General features: G+C 25.2%; 17 protein-coding genes and 1 tRNA gene. 16 read left to right on the top strand and 2 right to left on the bottom strand.

All coding sequences use genetic code 4. From position 1 onward, the window contains the following. Nucleotides 1-24: 24 nt before the first annotated feature. The gene (locus AACK85_RS04700; RefSeq protein ID WP_338969700.1) at nt 25-1,104 is read right to left on the bottom strand and encodes a hypothetical protein; all 1,080 of its coding nucleotides are present in this window, start codon (nt 1,102-1,104) and stop codon (nt 25-27) included. Between the two features lie 82 nt (nt 1,105-1,186). Here AACK85_RS04700 and AACK85_RS04695 point away from each other — a divergent pair, with 82 nt between their 5' ends. Continuing rightward, nucleotides 1,187-3,175 carry a hypothetical protein gene (locus tag AACK85_RS04695; protein ID WP_338969698.1) on the top strand — a complete coding sequence of 663 codons (1,989 nt, stop codon included), beginning with the start codon at nt 1,187-1,189 and terminating at the stop codon, nt 3,173-3,175. Nucleotides 3,176-3,284: 109 nt separating this feature from the next. After that, nucleotides 3,285-3,644: a lipoprotein gene (locus AACK85_RS04690; RefSeq protein WP_338969696.1), complete on the top strand. Its 360-nt coding sequence runs from the start codon at nt 3,285-3,287 to the stop codon at nt 3,642-3,644. A gap of 207 nt (nt 3,645-3,851) precedes the next feature. On the opposite strand, the gene AACK85_RS04685 is transcribed toward AACK85_RS04690, so the two are convergent. After that, a tRNA-His gene (locus AACK85_RS04685) sits at nt 3,852-3,927 on the bottom strand. A 185-nt stretch (nt 3,928-4,112) separates the two neighbouring features. On the opposite strand from AACK85_RS04685, the gene rplK reads away from it, so the two are divergent. The 14 genes from rplK (at nt 4,113) to AACK85_RS04615 (ending at nt 17,661) form a co-directional block, all read left to right on the top strand. After that, entirely contained in the window at nt 4,113-4,538 is a 426-nt protein-coding gene (rplK, locus tag AACK85_RS04680; RefSeq protein WP_338969694.1) for a 50S ribosomal protein L11, read from the top strand. After that, a complete protein-coding gene (rplA, locus tag AACK85_RS04675; RefSeq protein WP_338969692.1) occupies nt 4,538-5,224 on the top strand; it encodes a 50S ribosomal protein L1 in 687 nt (228 codons plus the stop codon). Before rplK ends, rplA begins: the two co-directional genes overlap by 1 nt. A 169-nt stretch (nt 5,225-5,393) precedes the next feature. Further along, the gene (locus AACK85_RS04670) at nt 5,394-6,755 is read left to right on the top strand and encodes a formate/nitrite transporter family protein (protein WP_338969690.1); all 1,362 of its coding nucleotides are present in this window, start codon (nt 5,394-5,396) and stop codon (nt 6,753-6,755) included. A 165-nt stretch (nt 6,756-6,920) separates the two neighbouring features. Then, nucleotides 6,921-8,156: an ATP-binding cassette domain-containing protein gene (locus AACK85_RS04665; RefSeq protein ID WP_338969688.1), complete on the top strand. Its 1,236-nt coding sequence runs from the start codon at nt 6,921-6,923 to the stop codon at nt 8,154-8,156. Beyond that, nucleotides 8,143-9,168: a hypothetical protein gene (locus AACK85_RS04660; protein WP_338969686.1), complete on the top strand. Its 1,026-nt coding sequence runs from the start codon at nt 8,143-8,145 to the stop codon at nt 9,166-9,168. The genes AACK85_RS04665 and AACK85_RS04660 overlap by 14 nt, the downstream gene beginning before the upstream one ends. Before the next feature lies 1 nt (nt 9,169). Next, nucleotides 9,170-10,177, top strand: coding sequence for a hypothetical protein (locus tag AACK85_RS04655; protein ID WP_338969684.1), 1,008 nt, complete (start codon nt 9,170-9,172; stop codon nt 10,175-10,177). 32 nt (nt 10,178-10,209) lie between these two features. Beyond that, on the top strand, nt 10,210-11,004 hold the full coding sequence (locus AACK85_RS04650; RefSeq protein ID WP_338969682.1) for a Cof-type HAD-IIB family hydrolase: 795 nt from the start codon (nt 10,210-10,212) through the stop codon (nt 11,002-11,004). 91 nt (nt 11,005-11,095) lie between these two features. Beyond that, nucleotides 11,096-11,371, top strand: coding sequence for a 50S ribosomal protein L31 (gene rpmE / locus AACK85_RS04645; RefSeq protein ID WP_422397527.1), 276 nt, complete (start codon nt 11,096-11,098; stop codon nt 11,369-11,371). Nucleotides 11,372-11,493: 122 nt separating this feature from the next. Continuing rightward, the gene (locus tag AACK85_RS04640) at nt 11,494-13,371 is read left to right on the top strand and encodes a hypothetical protein (RefSeq protein WP_338969680.1); all 1,878 of its coding nucleotides are present in this window, start codon (nt 11,494-11,496) and stop codon (nt 13,369-13,371) included. A gap of 19 nt (nt 13,372-13,390) precedes the next feature. Further along, on the top strand, nt 13,391-14,344 hold the full coding sequence (locus tag AACK85_RS04635; protein ID WP_338969678.1) for a bifunctional oligoribonuclease/PAP phosphatase NrnA: 954 nt from the start codon (nt 13,391-13,393) through the stop codon (nt 14,342-14,344). Continuing rightward, complete coding sequence (locus tag AACK85_RS04630; protein WP_338969676.1) at nt 14,344-14,946, top strand: thymidine kinase; 603 nt, start codon at nt 14,344-14,346, stop codon at nt 14,944-14,946. The genes AACK85_RS04635 and AACK85_RS04630 overlap by 1 nt, the downstream gene beginning before the upstream one ends. Before the next feature lie 101 nt (nt 14,947-15,047). Then, nucleotides 15,048-16,130: a peptide chain release factor 1 gene (gene prfA, locus AACK85_RS04625; protein ID WP_338969674.1), complete on the top strand. Its 1,083-nt coding sequence runs from the start codon at nt 15,048-15,050 to the stop codon at nt 16,128-16,130. 28 nt (nt 16,131-16,158) lie between these two features. After that, the gene (gene prmC, locus AACK85_RS04620; RefSeq protein WP_338969672.1) at nt 16,159-17,034 is read left to right on the top strand and encodes a peptide chain release factor N(5)-glutamine methyltransferase; all 876 of its coding nucleotides are present in this window, start codon (nt 16,159-16,161) and stop codon (nt 17,032-17,034) included. Nucleotides 17,035-17,145: 111 nt separating this feature from the next. Beyond that, nucleotides 17,146-17,661: an L-threonylcarbamoyladenylate synthase gene (locus AACK85_RS04615; protein WP_338969670.1), complete on the top strand. Its 516-nt coding sequence runs from the start codon at nt 17,146-17,148 to the stop codon at nt 17,659-17,661. The last annotated feature ends 97 nt before the right edge of the window (nt 17,662-17,758 follow it).

The raw sequence follows: 17,758 nt of genomic DNA, 5'->3' as shown, positions 1-17,758 counted from the left end.
TAATATAGAGTGTCAACTTTTTATTTATATAAATTCACTTAGTTTATTATATTTTGTGAGAATTTTATTTTTAGCGTCTTCATAATTACCGCTTTTTTTCAAATTTTCTTTTCAAATAATTTTTGCTCTTTTTTTGATTGGATTTTTTTTATTTGGATTTGGAATTAATAAACCAATTAGTATTATATAAGATAAGTAATAAAAAAACATTTTCAATGTAGATGGTTTAGGAGCTCGTCAATTATTTCGTTCTTTTTCTCACTGAATATTTGTATTTTTTATAATTTCATTTTGTAAATTAAAAATTGCCAATTTATTTTGCTCCTTTTTAATTGCACTTTTTAAAAATTCCAGAATATAATATTTTTCTAGTAATTCTAAAGAATTTACAAAATCAATTACGTCTAAATTTTTAAAAACAATTTTTTCAGTTATTATTGGATCGTCGTATTTTTCTTCAATCACTATTGGGATTTCTTTTACTGGCATTTGTATCGGTTTAACATTAACATCGTTTATATATTCTGTTTGATTTATTGTATGTTTAATTTCAAGTTTATCTTTTAGTTTATTGATTAAATTTTTATTTGCTTTCGGTCTACTTTTTTTTGTATTGTTCAAAGCGTCACCATTACGCATGACTGGAACATTAGTCGGTATTTTTTCTATATTATTGAATATATGCTTTGGTCCGTCATATTCAAATTGATTATCCAAAACTTTTTCTACATTTGTCTTTACAATTATTTCTTTTTGACTTGTTTCTTTTTTTAATGTCTGAAATTCTAAATAATATTCTTGCGCATTTTCATTAAGTGAATTTATATTGGAACCAATTTTGATAGAGCCAATTTTAGCTAATGCTATTAATTCGTTTTTTGTATTCTTGTTAATCAATAAATTATTAGGTAGTGACTCAAATAAATTCATTACAGTAATTGATTTATTTTTCTTAATGATATTTAAAATTTGATCACTATATATAGTTGTTGCTTGATTATTGAATGATGCAATATTTTTCTTTTGCATTATCTTTGATTGACAAAAGTCACACCAATTTAAAAAATTTTGTTCTCTTGTATCAGATCATCCGCGTATATCCATAAATTAGTTCCTTCTTTTAATTTAAGTTTAATTAATTTAATGTTATCATAAACATAATAAGTTCTTTTAAGTAGGTAATTTTATGAGTGAAAAAAAACAAAATAAAACTAATCCCAAAAATGTAATGCCAAATACCTATGAATCATTGCAAAACGAAATGGAAATTCGTGTTTTAGAGAAATGAAATAAGTTATTTGAGTCAGCTAAATCAAATAAAGAGTCAATGAATGCTGATAGATTTTTCACATTATGAACATCTGTTTACAATTTGGTTCATATGGTTTATTTTCCTTCAGAAGTAAAAAATTTGAAACGTTTTTTAGATCCTGAAATTTTTGTAAACAAATATATTCTGGAAGGTAGATATATTCCCTGACTGCAAGATATCCAAGAAACTATTGAAAATTTAAAAGAATCGTTTTTGTTTTTCTTGCGAGATCGCAGAGTTGACAATTTGAAAACCAGATGAAGCAGACAATTTATTTGATATATGAAAGAAAATATTGATGGCATGTTTTCAATTTATAATATGCCAAATATGATACATGGGATTTATTCAACTTCTAAATTTTTGGCAATAAATGGTGAAATAGAATTATCTTGACAAATTTTGCGTTGATATTTAATTAAATTTCAACATATTATTTCAAATGAAATTGAGCAATTTGAAATGCTACTTGATGGATATGAAGATGAAAAAACAAAAATGATGTTTATAGAGCAAATTTGACGTATATATGTTGCTAATTCTGCATTTTTTTTGGACTCTGTTGATACAAAATGAAAAACTTCATTAAGAAATGAATTTATTTATGAATATGGAATTTTTACATCACAATATCTAGAATTACATTATAAAGCTTCTCAAGAATCAATTTTGTTACAGAGAAATTGAATGTCAGTATCTATTGCTTCGCATGAATATTTTATGAATAGAATAGAATCGTATGAACCAGATATTAATTCTCCGATTTTAAGACACTATTTAATTTGAACAGCATCAGAGATTATTCCAGCATTAATGGAATTTCCTTTTCAAGACGATGATATTACAGCTATGCAATTTGAAGTATATTATTTGACAAAATTAAAAGATCTATCAAATGATTTAGATATGGTAAATGATGTTTTTGCACAATTTAATTTATACGGTGGATTTAGATCTAATTTATTTGAGATTTTTAATTTTGTTATTAAAAAAGATTTGCGTACCTTATTTAGACAACCAGATACAACTAATTTCATTTCTAAAAATAAATCATTGAAAAAAGCGCTCAAGGAACTTGCGTATGAGAAAAATCAGTCTTTGAAATCACAAAAACCACTTTCTTTTGAAGGTTCGATAGAAGTTTCAACATACAGCAATGAATTAATTAAAGAAACTGATGCTTTAGAAAATTTTGATGCAGTTAGAAATGAACAAGCTCATAAAGGTCATTTTATACCTAATTCAATGATTAGCGACATTAAAGATATTATTTCAGATGTTGTAACAGACTTTAATTCACAAATTCTTGAAAATCCAGAAAAACCCGCAACACCAATTGATCTAAATCAACAAGTTAAATTAAATATAAATGATAAAAGAGATGATGTTTTAATTAATGAAATGTTTTGAGAAAATGAACACAAAAAATTTGGTGATAAACTTAAAGAAATAAACTTAAATAAAATAAATCAACAAAAAGTTGAAATAATTAAAGATGCACAAGCACAAGCGATGATAGACTCTGCAAAAGCTAGAATGGCTCATTTACGTGGTGAAAGCTTTGATTCAAATCAACTGTCAAAACAACCAGGACAAATTAAACTACCATCATCACTAATGAACGCAGAAGTTATTGGTTTTAATAGACCATTACGTAAAAATTTCAATTCTAACGAGGCAGATTTATTAAGTTCTGCTATTTCAGATATTAAATCAGATCCAATTAGACATGCGGGTGTTCAAATTCAAAATGTTGAAGGCCAATTTAGTGATGACTCAGAAAAAAAATCAGATATGAAAAATAGATTAAAAGAAATTAAAAATAGAATGAAACAAAACAAAAAACAAAATAATGAAGAATAATTTTTGTAAATTTATTTTTAATGTTTTTTATAGTAAGACAATTATCTAAATAATTTCAATAATGTTATAATTCACCTATGCATTTTTAAAAAATAAGGAGAGTGATATTATGAAAAAATTATTAAGTTTATTTGGGGTTATTGGTTTTATTATTCCATCAGGAATTACATTAGTTTCTTGTAGTGATAATAACACAGGTGAATCAAATGATATAAACTTGTATGCTGGAGATATTATGGAAGTTAATATAAAAATTGATGAACAAGATAGCGTTTTATATAAAATTCTTAATTTTGATAGAATTAAAGATTTTTTGCCATTCAGATTTACTAGTGAAAGTGAAAATGTCAATATAAGTTTTAATGAAAAAGCAGAAACAATTCAATTGTCAGTTGTTGATGACACTGTGAAGCTAGAACCTACAAAAATTTTTATTGCAGAAATGTGGATATTTGCTTACATGAAATAGACATACATATTTTTTGATGAATATTTTTATTTTTTTGTTCAATTAATCTTTTACTGTTTATTTTTACTGATAAAAATGGTATTATATTAGTGAGTGTGTACCTTTTGGTTTAATTTGCATTTTTGCAAGCAACTCAGCAAAGCGTCGTTGGGCGCTTTTTTTGTCGAAAATAAAAGGTGTTCAAATGAACACCGTTTGTTTTTAAAATGGGGCGTATAATGGGAATCGAACCCACGCATGCTAGGACCACAACCTAGAGTGTTAACCACTTCACCATATACGCCATATTTTTGCACTTATTAAAATAATAAGACATAATTTATTATAACAAAACATAAATAAAAATTGTTTTATTTTTATTTTTTTTGATATACTCATAGAGGCTGATTTTTATTGTGGCAGATAAGTATTTATATAATTACTTATCGTTTGAACCACAGCGAGAACAATTACTAGGAGGTGTTGCCCGTGGCTAAAAGAATCACACGTATTGCAAAGTTAGAATTTATGGCTATGCAAGCTAAACCGGGAGCTGAATTGGCGTCGTTAGGAATTAACATGCCTCAGTTTACACAACAATTTAATGATGCCACCAAAGATCGTGCTGGAACTGTAGTTCCTGTTGTGATCACAGCATACGATGATAAATCGTTTGATTTTGTATTAAAAACTACACCAGCAGCTTTTTTATTGAAAAAAGCTGCCGGAATTGAAAAGGGTGCTAAAAAAACTGGGTCTGAAACAGTTGCAACCATTTCTGAAGATAAAATAAGAGAAATTGCAGAATATAAAATGGAAGATTTAAATGCAAATACTATAGAAGCTGCAATGCGTATAATTGAAGGAACTGCAAAAAATATGGGAATCAAAGTAACAAATGGAGGCAAAGAGTAATGCCAAAATTTGGGAAGAAATATAAAACTGCTGCTTCTAAAATTGATCGCAAAACTGCTCATCCAGCATTAAATGCATTAAATCTTGCAAAAGAATCATCAGTAACTAAATTTGATTCTACAGTTGAAATTGCGTTTAATTTAAATGTTGATCCAAGACATGCAGATCAACAAATTCGCGGGGCGCTTGTTTTACCTGCCGGAACAGGCAAAAAACAAAAAGTTCTGGTTTTAACTAAAATTAAAGCCGCAGATGCTAAAACTGCTGGTGCAGACTTTGTTGGAGATACAGATATTATTAATAAAATTCAAAAAGAAAATTGATTTGATTTTGATGTCATCGTAGCTACACCAGAAATGATGGCTGAACTAGGTAAAATTGGTAAAATTTTGGGACCTAAAGGATTAATGCCAAACCCTAAAACAGGAACAGTGACAACAGATGTTGTAAAAGCATTAGAAGAAATCAAAAAAGGTAAAATTGAATACAAAACTGATAAAGAAGGAAATGTACATGCAATTTTAGGTAAAGCTTCATTTGCGGTTGAAAAATTACATGAAAATTATTTGGCTATTTTAGATGCAATTAAAAAAGCTAAACCTCAAGCTGTTAAAGGAGCGTATATTAAAAATATTGCTATTTCAACAACAATGGGGCCAGGAATTAAAGTATTAATAGAAAACTAAAATTTAAAAAAACACCATTATTGGTGTTTTTATTAATTCATAATTGAAAATATGTTTATTTTGTTTTATAATTTATTTGCTGAAAAAAAATTGTATAAAATTATTAGTTTTTTAATAAATACTAATTATTGCTTAAAATTTTTAGAAATGAAAAATGGAGATATTGGTTATGTCAAATAAAGATCATGTTGAAATAAATGAACAGAGAGATAAGTTCAAAAAAAATCATAGGGATATTATTTCTTGAAATTCAAAGCAAAAAATCAAAATTTTAGATAAACGTATAGAAGATTTAAAACAATATGACTATTCATCGTTGAACGAAAAATCTCATTCATTTGGTGAAGAAGCTTTTACTAATGTTTTTATTGTAGCTTCTGAAAAAGCATTATCTAGACCGATGAAAGCACTAATAGGTGGTTTTTTGGGTGGGTTCTTTGTTGCGATTGGTTATATTGCTTGTATATATGCGCTAAGAGGAATAACAAATTCCGGAATAAAATCCATAATTTTTGGGGCTGTTTTCCCAATAGCAATTTTATTAATAACTTTTATTGGTGGAGGTTTATTTACTTCAAATGCGATAGGTTTTTTGCCTGTTTCATTAGGTAATGTTCCAGCTGGAAGTTATATGCGTTCATTATTTTTAGTTTTGATAGGTAATTTTTTAGGAACGTTTGTAGGAGCTTCAATTATTTTTATAGCTGAATTATTGCCATCTTATGAAACATATTTTTCAAGTGTTGGAAGTTACACAGATACATATGGTGGAGTTGTTATAAATTTATTTGCTCATAAAGCAGCTGAATTTGGAATGATGGTCGATGGCAATATGGTTAATGCGACGCCAATGGTATTTTTTAAAATTTTTATGTCTAATCTTGCATCCGGGATATTTTGTAATATTTTAGTTGCAGCAACATTATGATTTACATTTGCAACAAAAAATGCTGCTGCTGTTATTCTGCTATTGTGTATAGACATTTTTGCATTTGCTATTTCAGGATTTGCACATGTTGTCGCAAATGGATTTATATTTTTTATGGGTATGTTAATGAGTGGCATGACAGTTAATACGGGAACTGGTACGTTAGAAATAACATCTTTAGCAGTATTTTATTTCTTAATTGCTAATTTATTACCTGCTATGATTGGAAATTTATTTGGTGGCGGAGTTATGCTTCCATTTATGGCTTATGGAATGTATGGTAGACGTGTTCGTTTAACATCTAAAAAAATGAAATTAGAATTTTATGTTTCAATACGTGAAGAAATAATAAAACACGAGGAATATTACAAAGAACTTACAGATAGTAGCAAAGAAAAAGATCCAGTAAAATTGGCAAAAATGCAAATTGAAAAAGCAAAAACAGATTTCAAAGAATCAAAGGATCTTTCAAAATCATGAAAAACATCAGCCGTTCAACATTTACGTGCTTCTAGAGCTGAATATAAATTAGTAATTAAACAGTCTAGACAAGATAAAAAATACATAAAAATTGAAAAAAAATCTAAATCAAATAAAAAATAAAACCTGCAAAATATATTTGTAGGTTTTATTTTTTATTTTTTAAAATTATTTTAATTTTTTAAATAGGGAGTATAATAAAAAATGAATTTTTGTTGAAATAATATCTTTATTATAAACAAGATATTTTTTTAGAATTTTTAAATAAATAGTAGGAGAAAATATCATATGGTTCAAAGTAATTATCTTGTGAGATTGAAGGATATAAGCAAAATTTTTAGTGCGTCAAATTTTGTTATGTTAAATCTAAATTTAAATATAAAAGAACATGAAATTATTGCACTTATAGGGCCAAATGGTGGTGGGAAAACATTATTATCTAATATAATTGCCGGAAGAGTTGAAAAATCATCCGGAACTTTGACATATAATTTTAATGTTGATGATCCAAGAATGGCAATTGGTGTTTCATCATCTGATCAAACATGACCTAATGGATTCTATGTAAAAGATGTTGTTAAATTATATGTATCTATGTATGACGTTCAAGATAAATTATGACTATCAAAAATAGAGACAATTTTTCAGGTTCGACAAATTGTAGATTTACCTTGTTCTAAATTATCGCTTATTCAAAGACAACTTTTTAGTTTATTTTTATCTTTAATTCATAAACCTCAAGTTTTGATTGTATCAGAGATATCTTCAAATTGAGGTTATGAGCTTAGAAATATGGTAGCTGACTTTATAAAAAATTATTCAAATTCAGGATCTCGATGTGTAATTATTGTAAATCCGGAAATGACTATAATGAGAAATATTGCTACTAGAGTTATTTATTTAAAGTCTGGAAAAATTATGGAAGATGATTTACATGAAGATATTTCTAAAAATTATGAAAATTATGAATATTATATAAATGCTTTGGCTACCAAATACGAAAAGAAAATAAAGTCAAAATTAGATATAAAAATTGAAAAAATTATTAATGATTTTTCTAATAATTTTAATTCCTTTAAAAAAGAAGTTTTTTCTTATGAAAATGTAAAACAATTATCAAAACATGCCATAAAAAGATTAAAACAAATAATGTATTGTTCATTAGTTTTAAAAGAACAATTGATTTTATTTGGTTATAATCCAACAGATAAAAGTACATTACAAACTGTTGTAAAATTTACAAAAGAATTAATTCATAATTTAAATAATTTACATTTAAGTGTTTCAAGAAAGAATCTAATTTTAGTTAATATAGATAAAAATCTAAATAAATATAAAAAATATGTAATTAATAATTTTTATGAGGGAATTGTTTCTAAAAAGCAAAATAAGCAATCAATAATTTCAATTAAATCTTATTTGAGAGAAAAAAGATTATTATCAAAGTGAAAAAAAATTTTAATAAAAGAACAAATATCATTGTATCATTCTATTTCTGAGGCTGAAAAAAATGAAATTGCGTAATCGAAATATAACAGCCATATTAAGAATGTATGTTTTATTGTTTAAAAATTATTTTTCATCTGCGATGAATATTACTGTAGGAATTATTTTGACTTCAATAATTTTAGTCACATGATTATTTTTTAAAACTTCAGAATATGCAGTGATTGATCCGTATATTTTAGCATCTTGTTTAGCCATTAATGTATTGAGAAATTCGCAACATATTTTATCTGTAACAATTACTGGTTGAAAAACAAAAAAATTGTTTCACAATCTTTCAAATGCACCGATCTCAAGAGGAGTTATTTTCTTTTCGATTTTATCGTTTAATTATGTTTTAACTTTTTTAATTTCATTACAATTATTTGGATTGGGAATGTTATTTTCTTCACAAAGAGAAATTTTATCAGGTGTAAATTGAGGTTATTTTATCTTGGGTTATGTTATGTTAACTATTATGGCAACAACTTTATGTATGGCAATAATTTTTACATGCTCTGCAGAATTATCAAACACAATTAATTGTGCATCATATTTTATTTGTATGTATTTATTGGGACTTGGAATTCCTTGAAATCAAATTGCACAAATTCATTTTCTAAATTTTATTTTATATTTAATACCACATCGATACTTCATAAATATAATGCAAGCAGCCTGAATAAATGACACGAAATTTACAAACTTTCAAGGTGATGGCATAATTTTCAAATCTATTTCATATAATGGAAATATAATTATCCCTATTGTTGTGGGGATAATATTTATTGTTATTTTTGCAATTTATTCTATTATAAAAATAAGAATCTTTACACAACTTTCACATACTGTTGTTTCAAATAATTATCAATTAACAATGAGAAATAATATTTATATGATTAAAAATGCACAATCATATGGTGAGTTAAAAAAAATAGTTGATAATCTTAAGCTACTTAATAATGAAAATGATAATAATTATCAACTCATTGAAAAACATAAGAAATTTAGAAATAAAAGAGAAAAACATGAAAGGAAATTAAGAAAATAATATGCAAAAGACATTATCTCAAAGAATAAAACTTAATTTTAGAGTTATTGGTATTTTATACAAAATATATTTGAAAAATTTTTTTACAGATTCAATGAATGTGTTTTTAGGTATTATTGTAGCTGCATATACCATTATATGTTGAGCGTTATTTAAAACTGGTGATCCATATATAATAGTTTCTGGACTTGCAATTACAATCATTCGAGATGGAATGTATACTTTTATTCGTTCTATTATTGTTTTTAAAAATACTCAATATCTACAAAACATGAGAAATATACAAAAAAATAATAGTATATTGATTTTTTCATTGACCTCTTTTAATTTTCTCTTTTGTCTTTTGCTTGTCATTGTTTTTTGAGGAATAGGTTTAATTATTTTACCAGAAGGTATTTTATATTTTACAATAATAAATTGACCAGCATTATTATCAGGTTTCTTTTTGTGTTGGGTTTTATCTTTTTTAATTGCAATTACATTATATTTGTATATTAAGAATAATTTTTTAATGCAAACAATTGGATTATTTATTTATTTTTTATCTATGTATTTTTTAGGTCTTGCATTTCCATATCATGTCATATTAACTTTTGAATGGGCAGATATTTTTACCTATTTTTTGCCTCATAGAGCGATTATTAATTTTATACAAGCTGCATATGTAAATGCAATGAGTTTCCATTATGTTTTCACAGCAATAGATAATTCCGGTTGAACTATTGATTTTGGGTGAGGCAATCACTGGTGACTTGCAATAATTGCCACTTTAGCTTGAATTTTATTTTTTAGTATCTTAATTTTTATTAAGCAACATAAACAATTTTCTGCATTTTTTATCTATTATAAAGGTTACTCTTCATTAAATTCTGAACAAAAGGAGCAAATCATGCGTTTATCAATGTCGACTTCAATGGATAACTTAAAAAATAATTGTAGTAAAGAAATTAAAAATAAGTATATGAGAAATAAAAATTTTAAAAAAGATTCTATTAATAATGAAGAATAAATATATTATTATAGTGTAAAGGAAATAAATATATGAAGTGATGATTTTCAGATTATGATGGTACGATTAACATTAACCATGACGAAAATATTGATATCAAAGATTTGAATTTTATAAATAAATGAATAAAAGATGAGAATGAATTTATAATAGCATCAGGACGAATGTTTAATGAAACAAAAAAAAATTTACAAAGATCAAAATTATCATATAAATACATAATTTCCGCAAACGGGGCTTCTATATATGACTCAAACGATCAATTGATTTACGAAAAGTCAATTGAAATGAAAGACCGACAAAGAATTTTAGATGTGGTTTCAAAGTATAAAAATAAATTTGCTTTGGCAATTTGTGTTGGAGATAAAAGAATTTCTTGACACAATGCAAAAATACCAACATTAGATGCAATTCCAATGTTTAAAGAATATATACCAAGATTAAATCAAGATGAAATAATCAAAAAATTAATGCTTAATGAACCACGAGTTAATTTAGTTTATTTATATGGTGAAGAACAAATATTACTGAATTTTTTATCAGAAATTAGAAAATTATTACCAGAATTAACTATTTTAAGAACTCATAATAATGTCGTTGAAATAATGCATAATGATGTTTCTAAAGGTAAAGCAGTTAAATGATTTGTTAATAATTACGATATAACACCAGATGATGTTTTTGTGTCTGGCGATGGCGAAAATGATATAGAAATGCTCGCAACTTTTTCTAATTCCTTTGCAATGAAAGTTTCACAACCGGGTGTTCATGAAGCTGCAAATTCAATTATTAATCACGTATATGAAATAGAGAACTATTTAAAATAGTATTAAATACAATAGATTTTTTAATACTTTTTGTGTTAATATAAATGACGGACAATATAAATAGCTATTGTTAGGAAAGGGAGGTTTTAAAATGCCAAGACAAGAAATACATCCACAATATTTTGACGCAAAATTTGTTTGCACAACTTGCAATAATGAATTTATATGCGGTACAACAAAAGGTGAAGAAGTTAGAATTGATACTTGTTCTAATTGTCATCCATTTTATACTGGAACACAAACATTTGCAAACGCAGCTGGTCGTGTTGAAAGATTTAATTCAAAATTCAATAAAAAAGATCAAACTAATGCTAAAGCAAAAGCTGATTCTGACAAACAAAAAGCTTTGAATGATAAATCAAAATAATTTTAGCTATAAATTAAAATATTTAATTCTGGAAAATCGTTAGAATGATTTTCCATTTTTTATTTACATTAAAAAATCTAAGTTATAATAAATTTAAATGTCATAGAAAAAGGAGTTTTAAAATGAGTATAAAATTAAACAAAGCAACCTTTTTGAACAAAAAATTAAAATTGCAGGAAGTGACATTTAAAGTAGATAAATCAGAAATTTCAAATGTAGTAATAAATGATAAGATAAAATTTAAACAATTCAAAAATATTTTGCTAGGTAAATATCCATTAGAGCAATCCAATTTCTATTTAAATAATTATGAAGTGGCAAGTAAGCGAATGATAAATCAAACTTTGGCAGTTATAGGTAAATCCAATTTTTTAAGCTCTCTATTTCCGATTAGAATTTCGTTATTTTTCAATTTATTATTTAATTTAGATTTTATAAAACAAGCTAAAACGGCAATTTATTCTGCAAAATATGATTATTTATCGTACAAAACAACTAATAATAACAAAACAGATATTGAAATGCGAAATGCTGTGTATGGAAAAGTACAAAGTTTTATTGATTCATCTGTTAATATTGAAAGAAAATGATTAGATGAATTTTCGTTTCTTATGAATAAATTTATTGATGATCAAACAAATAAACATTATAAAAATTTTAAACCATATTTAAGCAAACTTATTAATGAATATTCAAAATTAAAAGAAGATACTAGAAATTCATCGCTTATGGTTACATATTTGCAATCATTAAGGGATAAAGTTTTTTCTTTTATTGAATTAAGATTTACCTGTACATGTGAATATAATGCAAAGCATTCAAATGATCAAGAAATTAAAAAATTAGCAAAATTTTTGAATTTTAATCAACACATTTTTTTAATTAGAAAACATTTAAAATTGATAGATATAGAAGTAAATCAATTAAAAAGAAAAATTGCTCAAAAAAGAATTATTTTGAAATTAATGAAAAGAGCTGTTTATTCAAAAGTCACTTCATTATATGATGTTAATGATAATAAAAATAGAAAAGAAATTTGGAAAGAATTTTTAAAAGAGGATGAATGAAAAAAACTCAAAGATGATCAATATTTTGAATTTAGAAAAAAACAAGAAAATATGTTTTTCAGAATTTTGCCAGATGAAGCTAATATAATTAGAGGAAAAATTATAGAAATAATGCATGCGTATCATAATAAAGTTTTTTCAAATCAACTTGAAAATAAAGATTTAAATGAATATAAAAAAACCAAATTAGAATTAAAAAAAAGAAAAACTTCATTATTTAAATATGCAAATACATACATTCAAAATATTTTTGAATCTTTAGATATTCATGTTAATTGATTTACTACAAAAACTAAATTTTCCGGAATAGATCATATTTATTTGAAATTAATTAATTCATTGAACAAAAATAAAAATAACATAGTTTTTGAAAATATAATATCTAACCTGTCATTATCAGATTATGATAATTTTTTAAACTCCCTGAATTTAGTTTTTAGTTTTTTCCCAAATACATCAATAGTTTTTCTATCAAAAAAAATATCAAATGCTACTAATTTAAAAAACAATTTATATCTAGATAATCAAGATAAAATTGAGTCAACAGATTTCGAAAAATTAATTGAAATAAATTATGAAAAATATTTAAAAGATTATTTTATGACATTTAATAGACTTTCATATAAACAAATAGATGATAATAATATTTTGACTGCATTTGGTAAAATGAATGTGAAATTACAAAAAATTAATAATGAGGGAACATATTTTCTAAATCCATTTAAAATTTTTTTAGATAAAAAAAATTTAGGTAAAAATTTTGTAGAAGTTAATGTTCAAATTAAAAAAGATAAAGTTTTCAAAGATAATAATATGCGTTTTGGATTAGCAAAAAATGGCTCTAAATTTATTTTTTATTCGTCAGATAATTTAAAATTGGAAAGTAAACAGTTATTATATATACAAGAAGAATCAATTATTGATAATATTTAATAGAGAGAGATTAAAAGATATGATATTAAATGAACAAGTTGAATTAGAAATTAAAGATGCAAAGTATATTATAATTGCAAAACATCAATCACCGGATTGAGATGCATTTGGCTCTTCATTGGGGTTGTATCATTTAATTAAAGATAATTTTCCAAATAAAGAAATTTTTTTAGTAGGTGAACCAGATGAATATAATCTAGATTTATGAAGCAAAAATTTGGATATAAATATTGTGAAAGAATCACTTCTTATTACAGTTGATACAGCAAATATTGAAAGAGTTGACTTTGACCAAAAAAAATATGTAAGTAAAATTATCAAAATAGATCATCACATTGTTTACGAAAATAATTTTGGTAATTATAATTTGGTTTTGGAAAATACGATTGCATGTTGTGAAGTAATAACACTTTTTGCTTTAGATAGGAAATGAAAAATATCTCAAATTGCTGCAAGGAATTTGTATAAAGGTTTAATAACTGATTCAAATAGATTTATGTATGAAGGAACTTCATCATCTACTTTTTTTGTAGCAGCAACTCTAAAAGAAACGGGAATTAATATTCAAGAGATATATTCTGAATTGTATATGAGAAGTTTCCAATGCGCAAAATGAAATGCTCATGTTTTACTGAATTCTATTTTGAGTAATGGAATTATATATTATGTTGCAACAAATGATGAACATCTTGAATGAGTTAATGATGATTTAAAATTTGAACAATGAAAGTCTGTTGTGGATGTTTTTAATAATATAAAAGAAGTTAAAATATGAATGCTTATTTATCCAAAAGATGATGGTACATTTGGTGTTTCTTTAAGATCAAATAAATATTCAATTGTCGAAGTTGCCAATAAATTTAATGGCGGCGGTCATAGATTAGCATCGGGTGCAAAAATAAAAAACTTAGATGAAATACCTGCCATATTAAATGAATTGCATAAAATAATTAATGAAGGAGAAAGAAAATAATGATTCCAAAAGTTAATTATCAACAATTTGGTTGAATTGAATTAATTACAGGATGTATGTTTGCAGGAAAAACTGAAGAATTTATTAAGCGTTTGAAAAGACATCATTTTGCAAAACGTCAAATTGTTGTATTTAAAACCATAATTGATAATAGATATTCGGATGAAGAAATATTTTCGCATTCTGGAATGAGTATTAAAGCTCATGTAGTTCAAACATCAGATGATGTAAAAAGAGTAATTGAAGAATATCAACAAAAATCTATTGAGATAGATGTTGTGGGAATAGATGAAGTTCAATTTTTTGATAAAGGTCTTGTTTCTATTTGTCAAAATTTGGCAGATCAAGGCATGATTGTAATTACAACTGGTTTAGATAAAGATTATCGCAATGAGCCATTTCAAAATGTGGATGAATTATTAATTTATGCCGAAAAAGTGGATAAATTGCAAGCGGTATGTCGTGTTTGTGGGCAAGATGCAAATAGGACACAAAGAATTGTTAATGGGAAGCCAGCCAAAAAAGATGAACCATTAATTATTGTTTCTGGAGAAGAACAATATGAAGCAAGGTGTCGTTTTCACTATCAAAAACCTATGTAATAATTATTAAGTATTTTAAAATTCAATGTTAATTATGTTAAAATTTCTCATATATTAGCTATTTAAAATTTAGTATAAATTTGTGAAAGAGAATTGATAATATGAATATAAAAACAAGAGAAGCGTTAGAGGCGATGCAAACTAGATTTGAACAAATCAACACTGAATTGCAAAAAGAAACTGTAATTAAAGATATCAAACAATTAATGGAATTAAGTAAAGAACATTCAAATTTAGAAGATGCAGTAAATAAATATAATGAATATAAAATTTTTGAACAACAAGTAAGTGATGCAAAAGAGATATTGGAAACTGAAAAAGCAAAAGATATGTTAGATTTAGCAAAAGCAGAATTAGACGAAGCTACAAATCAATTATTAATTTTAGAAGAACAAATTAATTTTATTTTAATGCCAAAAGATCCAAATGATGACAAAAACGTAATTGTTGAAATTCGTGGTGCAGCCGGTGGTGATGAAGCAAATATTTTTGCTGGTGATTTGTTTAGAATGTATATGCGTTATGCAGAAAGACAAAAGTGGAAAATAGAAATATTAGAAGCGACTCCAGCAGAATTTGGAGGATACACAAACTTATCATTTACAATTAGAGGTGATAAGGTTTATTCAAAATTGAAATTTGAATCTGGATCACATCGAGTACAACGTGTACCTAAAACTGAATCAAAAGGACGTATACAAACTTCAACAGCTACTGTTGCTGTACTTCCGGAGGTATCCGATGTTGAAGTAGATATTAAACAATCTGATTTGAGAATAGATACATATAGATCATCTGGAGCTGGTGGTCAGCATGTAAATACAACAGATTCTGCAGTGAGAATTACACATTTGCCAACAGGTATAGTTGCAGCATCACAAGATGGAAGATCTCAACATGATAATAAAGATTTAGCAATGACAATGTTAAGAGCAAAAATATATGAATCAGAATTAGAAAAACAACAATCAGAAACAACTTCAATGAGAAAAAATGCAGTTGGTACTGGTGCACGATCTGAAAAAATTAGAACATATAATTATCCACAAAACAGAGTCACAGATCATCGTGTTAATTTAACTTTAAATAAATTGGATCAAGTTATGGATGGAGCGATTGATGAAATAATAATAGCATTAATAAATGAAGAACAAAGAGAATTAGTTTCACAACATTTAGAATAAAGTTAATTGGAAAGAATGTTTATAGCCTATGAATATTTCAGAAGCATTAGATAATGCTAGAAAAACAATAATCAAAAAAAAGAAAAAATTAATATGAAGAGATATTTTTGAAATTTTATCAGAAGTAACTAAATTAGAAATAAATAAAATTCATTTATATTCCGATGAATTTTTATTATCAATTGATGAAGTAAAAAAATTTAATGAAATGATTAAAAGTTATTGTAACAATGTACCGCTATCGTATATTATTAAACGTCGCTCTTTTTTTGGTATAAATTTTTATGTAGATGAAAGAGTTTTAATTCCACGTTTTGAGACTGAAATACTTGTTTCAAATGTACTTGAATTTATAAATTTATTTAAGAATAAATATCCAAATGATAGAATAAAACTTTTTGATATATGTACAGGTTCTGGCGTTATTGGTCTTTCAATTAAAAAAAATATTTCTGATATCGATCTATATCTTTCTGACATATCTGTCGATGCTTTAGAGGTTGCAAAAATAAATTCGAATCTTTTATCTATTTATGGTTTATTTATTTATCAAGGAAATTTCATTGATCCTTTTTTAAAAAATAATTTAAGAGCAAATATAATTACAATAAATCCGCCATATATTTCTCATGCAGATAAAAATTTATCTAACGATGTTTTTTTAAATGAGCCGCGCGTATCTTTATTTGCAGAAGATGATGGGTTATTTTTCTACAAAAATTTATTACAAAATTATACAAGAATTGTTGATATTGATAAATATTTTTATATTATTATTGAATTTGGTTTTCAACAAAAAAAAGAAATTGAAAAATTATGTTCTCAATATATCAAAAATAATAGCTACAAATTTATAAAAGATTATTCAAATAATTGAAGATTCTTAATTTTGACAAATTTTTAATTTAAAACTACTTCATTTATAAATCAAGTAGTTTTATTTTTAATTAAGCAATAATTTAAATTCAGATTTGAATGTGATAAACTAATTTCGAAATATTGCGAGGTGTTTTGTATGAAAATGATGACACAAGAACAAATAAATATTGCAATAAAACAGTTAAAAAATAATGAATTAATAATATTACCGACAGATACTATATATGGTATATCTGCAATTTTTACAGATAAAAATAAAATAAAAATAAACAATTTAAAAAAAAGTGATTTAAATAAGCCATTAATAATTTTAGTTTCTTCTTTAATAGATGCAAAAAAAATAATAGATTTGAACGATTTGATTATTGATAAATTAACTTCATCAAAACCAACCACTGTTATTGCAAAAGCAAAACATACATCTGAAAATATTGGTATAAGAATTGTAAATAGAAATGATATAAAAAAAATCATAAAAGAGGTTGGACCAATTTTTTCAACATCTGTAAATGTTTCTGGAAATCATTTTTTATTTGAAGAAATTGATTTAAATAATTTTTCAAGTGAAATAAAAAATGTATTTTGAGTAGGAAATTTAGACAGAAACCCATCGCAAATTTATGAAATAATTACTAATTCTAAAAAAAGATAAATATATTATAATACACAATTGAAAATAGCATTGCAATAGTAAATTGAAAAAAACTGATATTTTATGATATAATTATAGTGTTAAATTGGTATAAAAA

This window comes from Spiroplasma endosymbiont of Labia minor (genome assembly GCF_964019845.1).
In the GTDB taxonomy this organism is placed as follows: Bacteria; Bacillota_I; Bacilli_A; order Mycoplasmatales; family Mycoplasmataceae.
The sequence above is the reverse complement of the archived record's forward strand: the minus strand, read 5'-3'. Positions and strand labels throughout refer to the sequence as shown.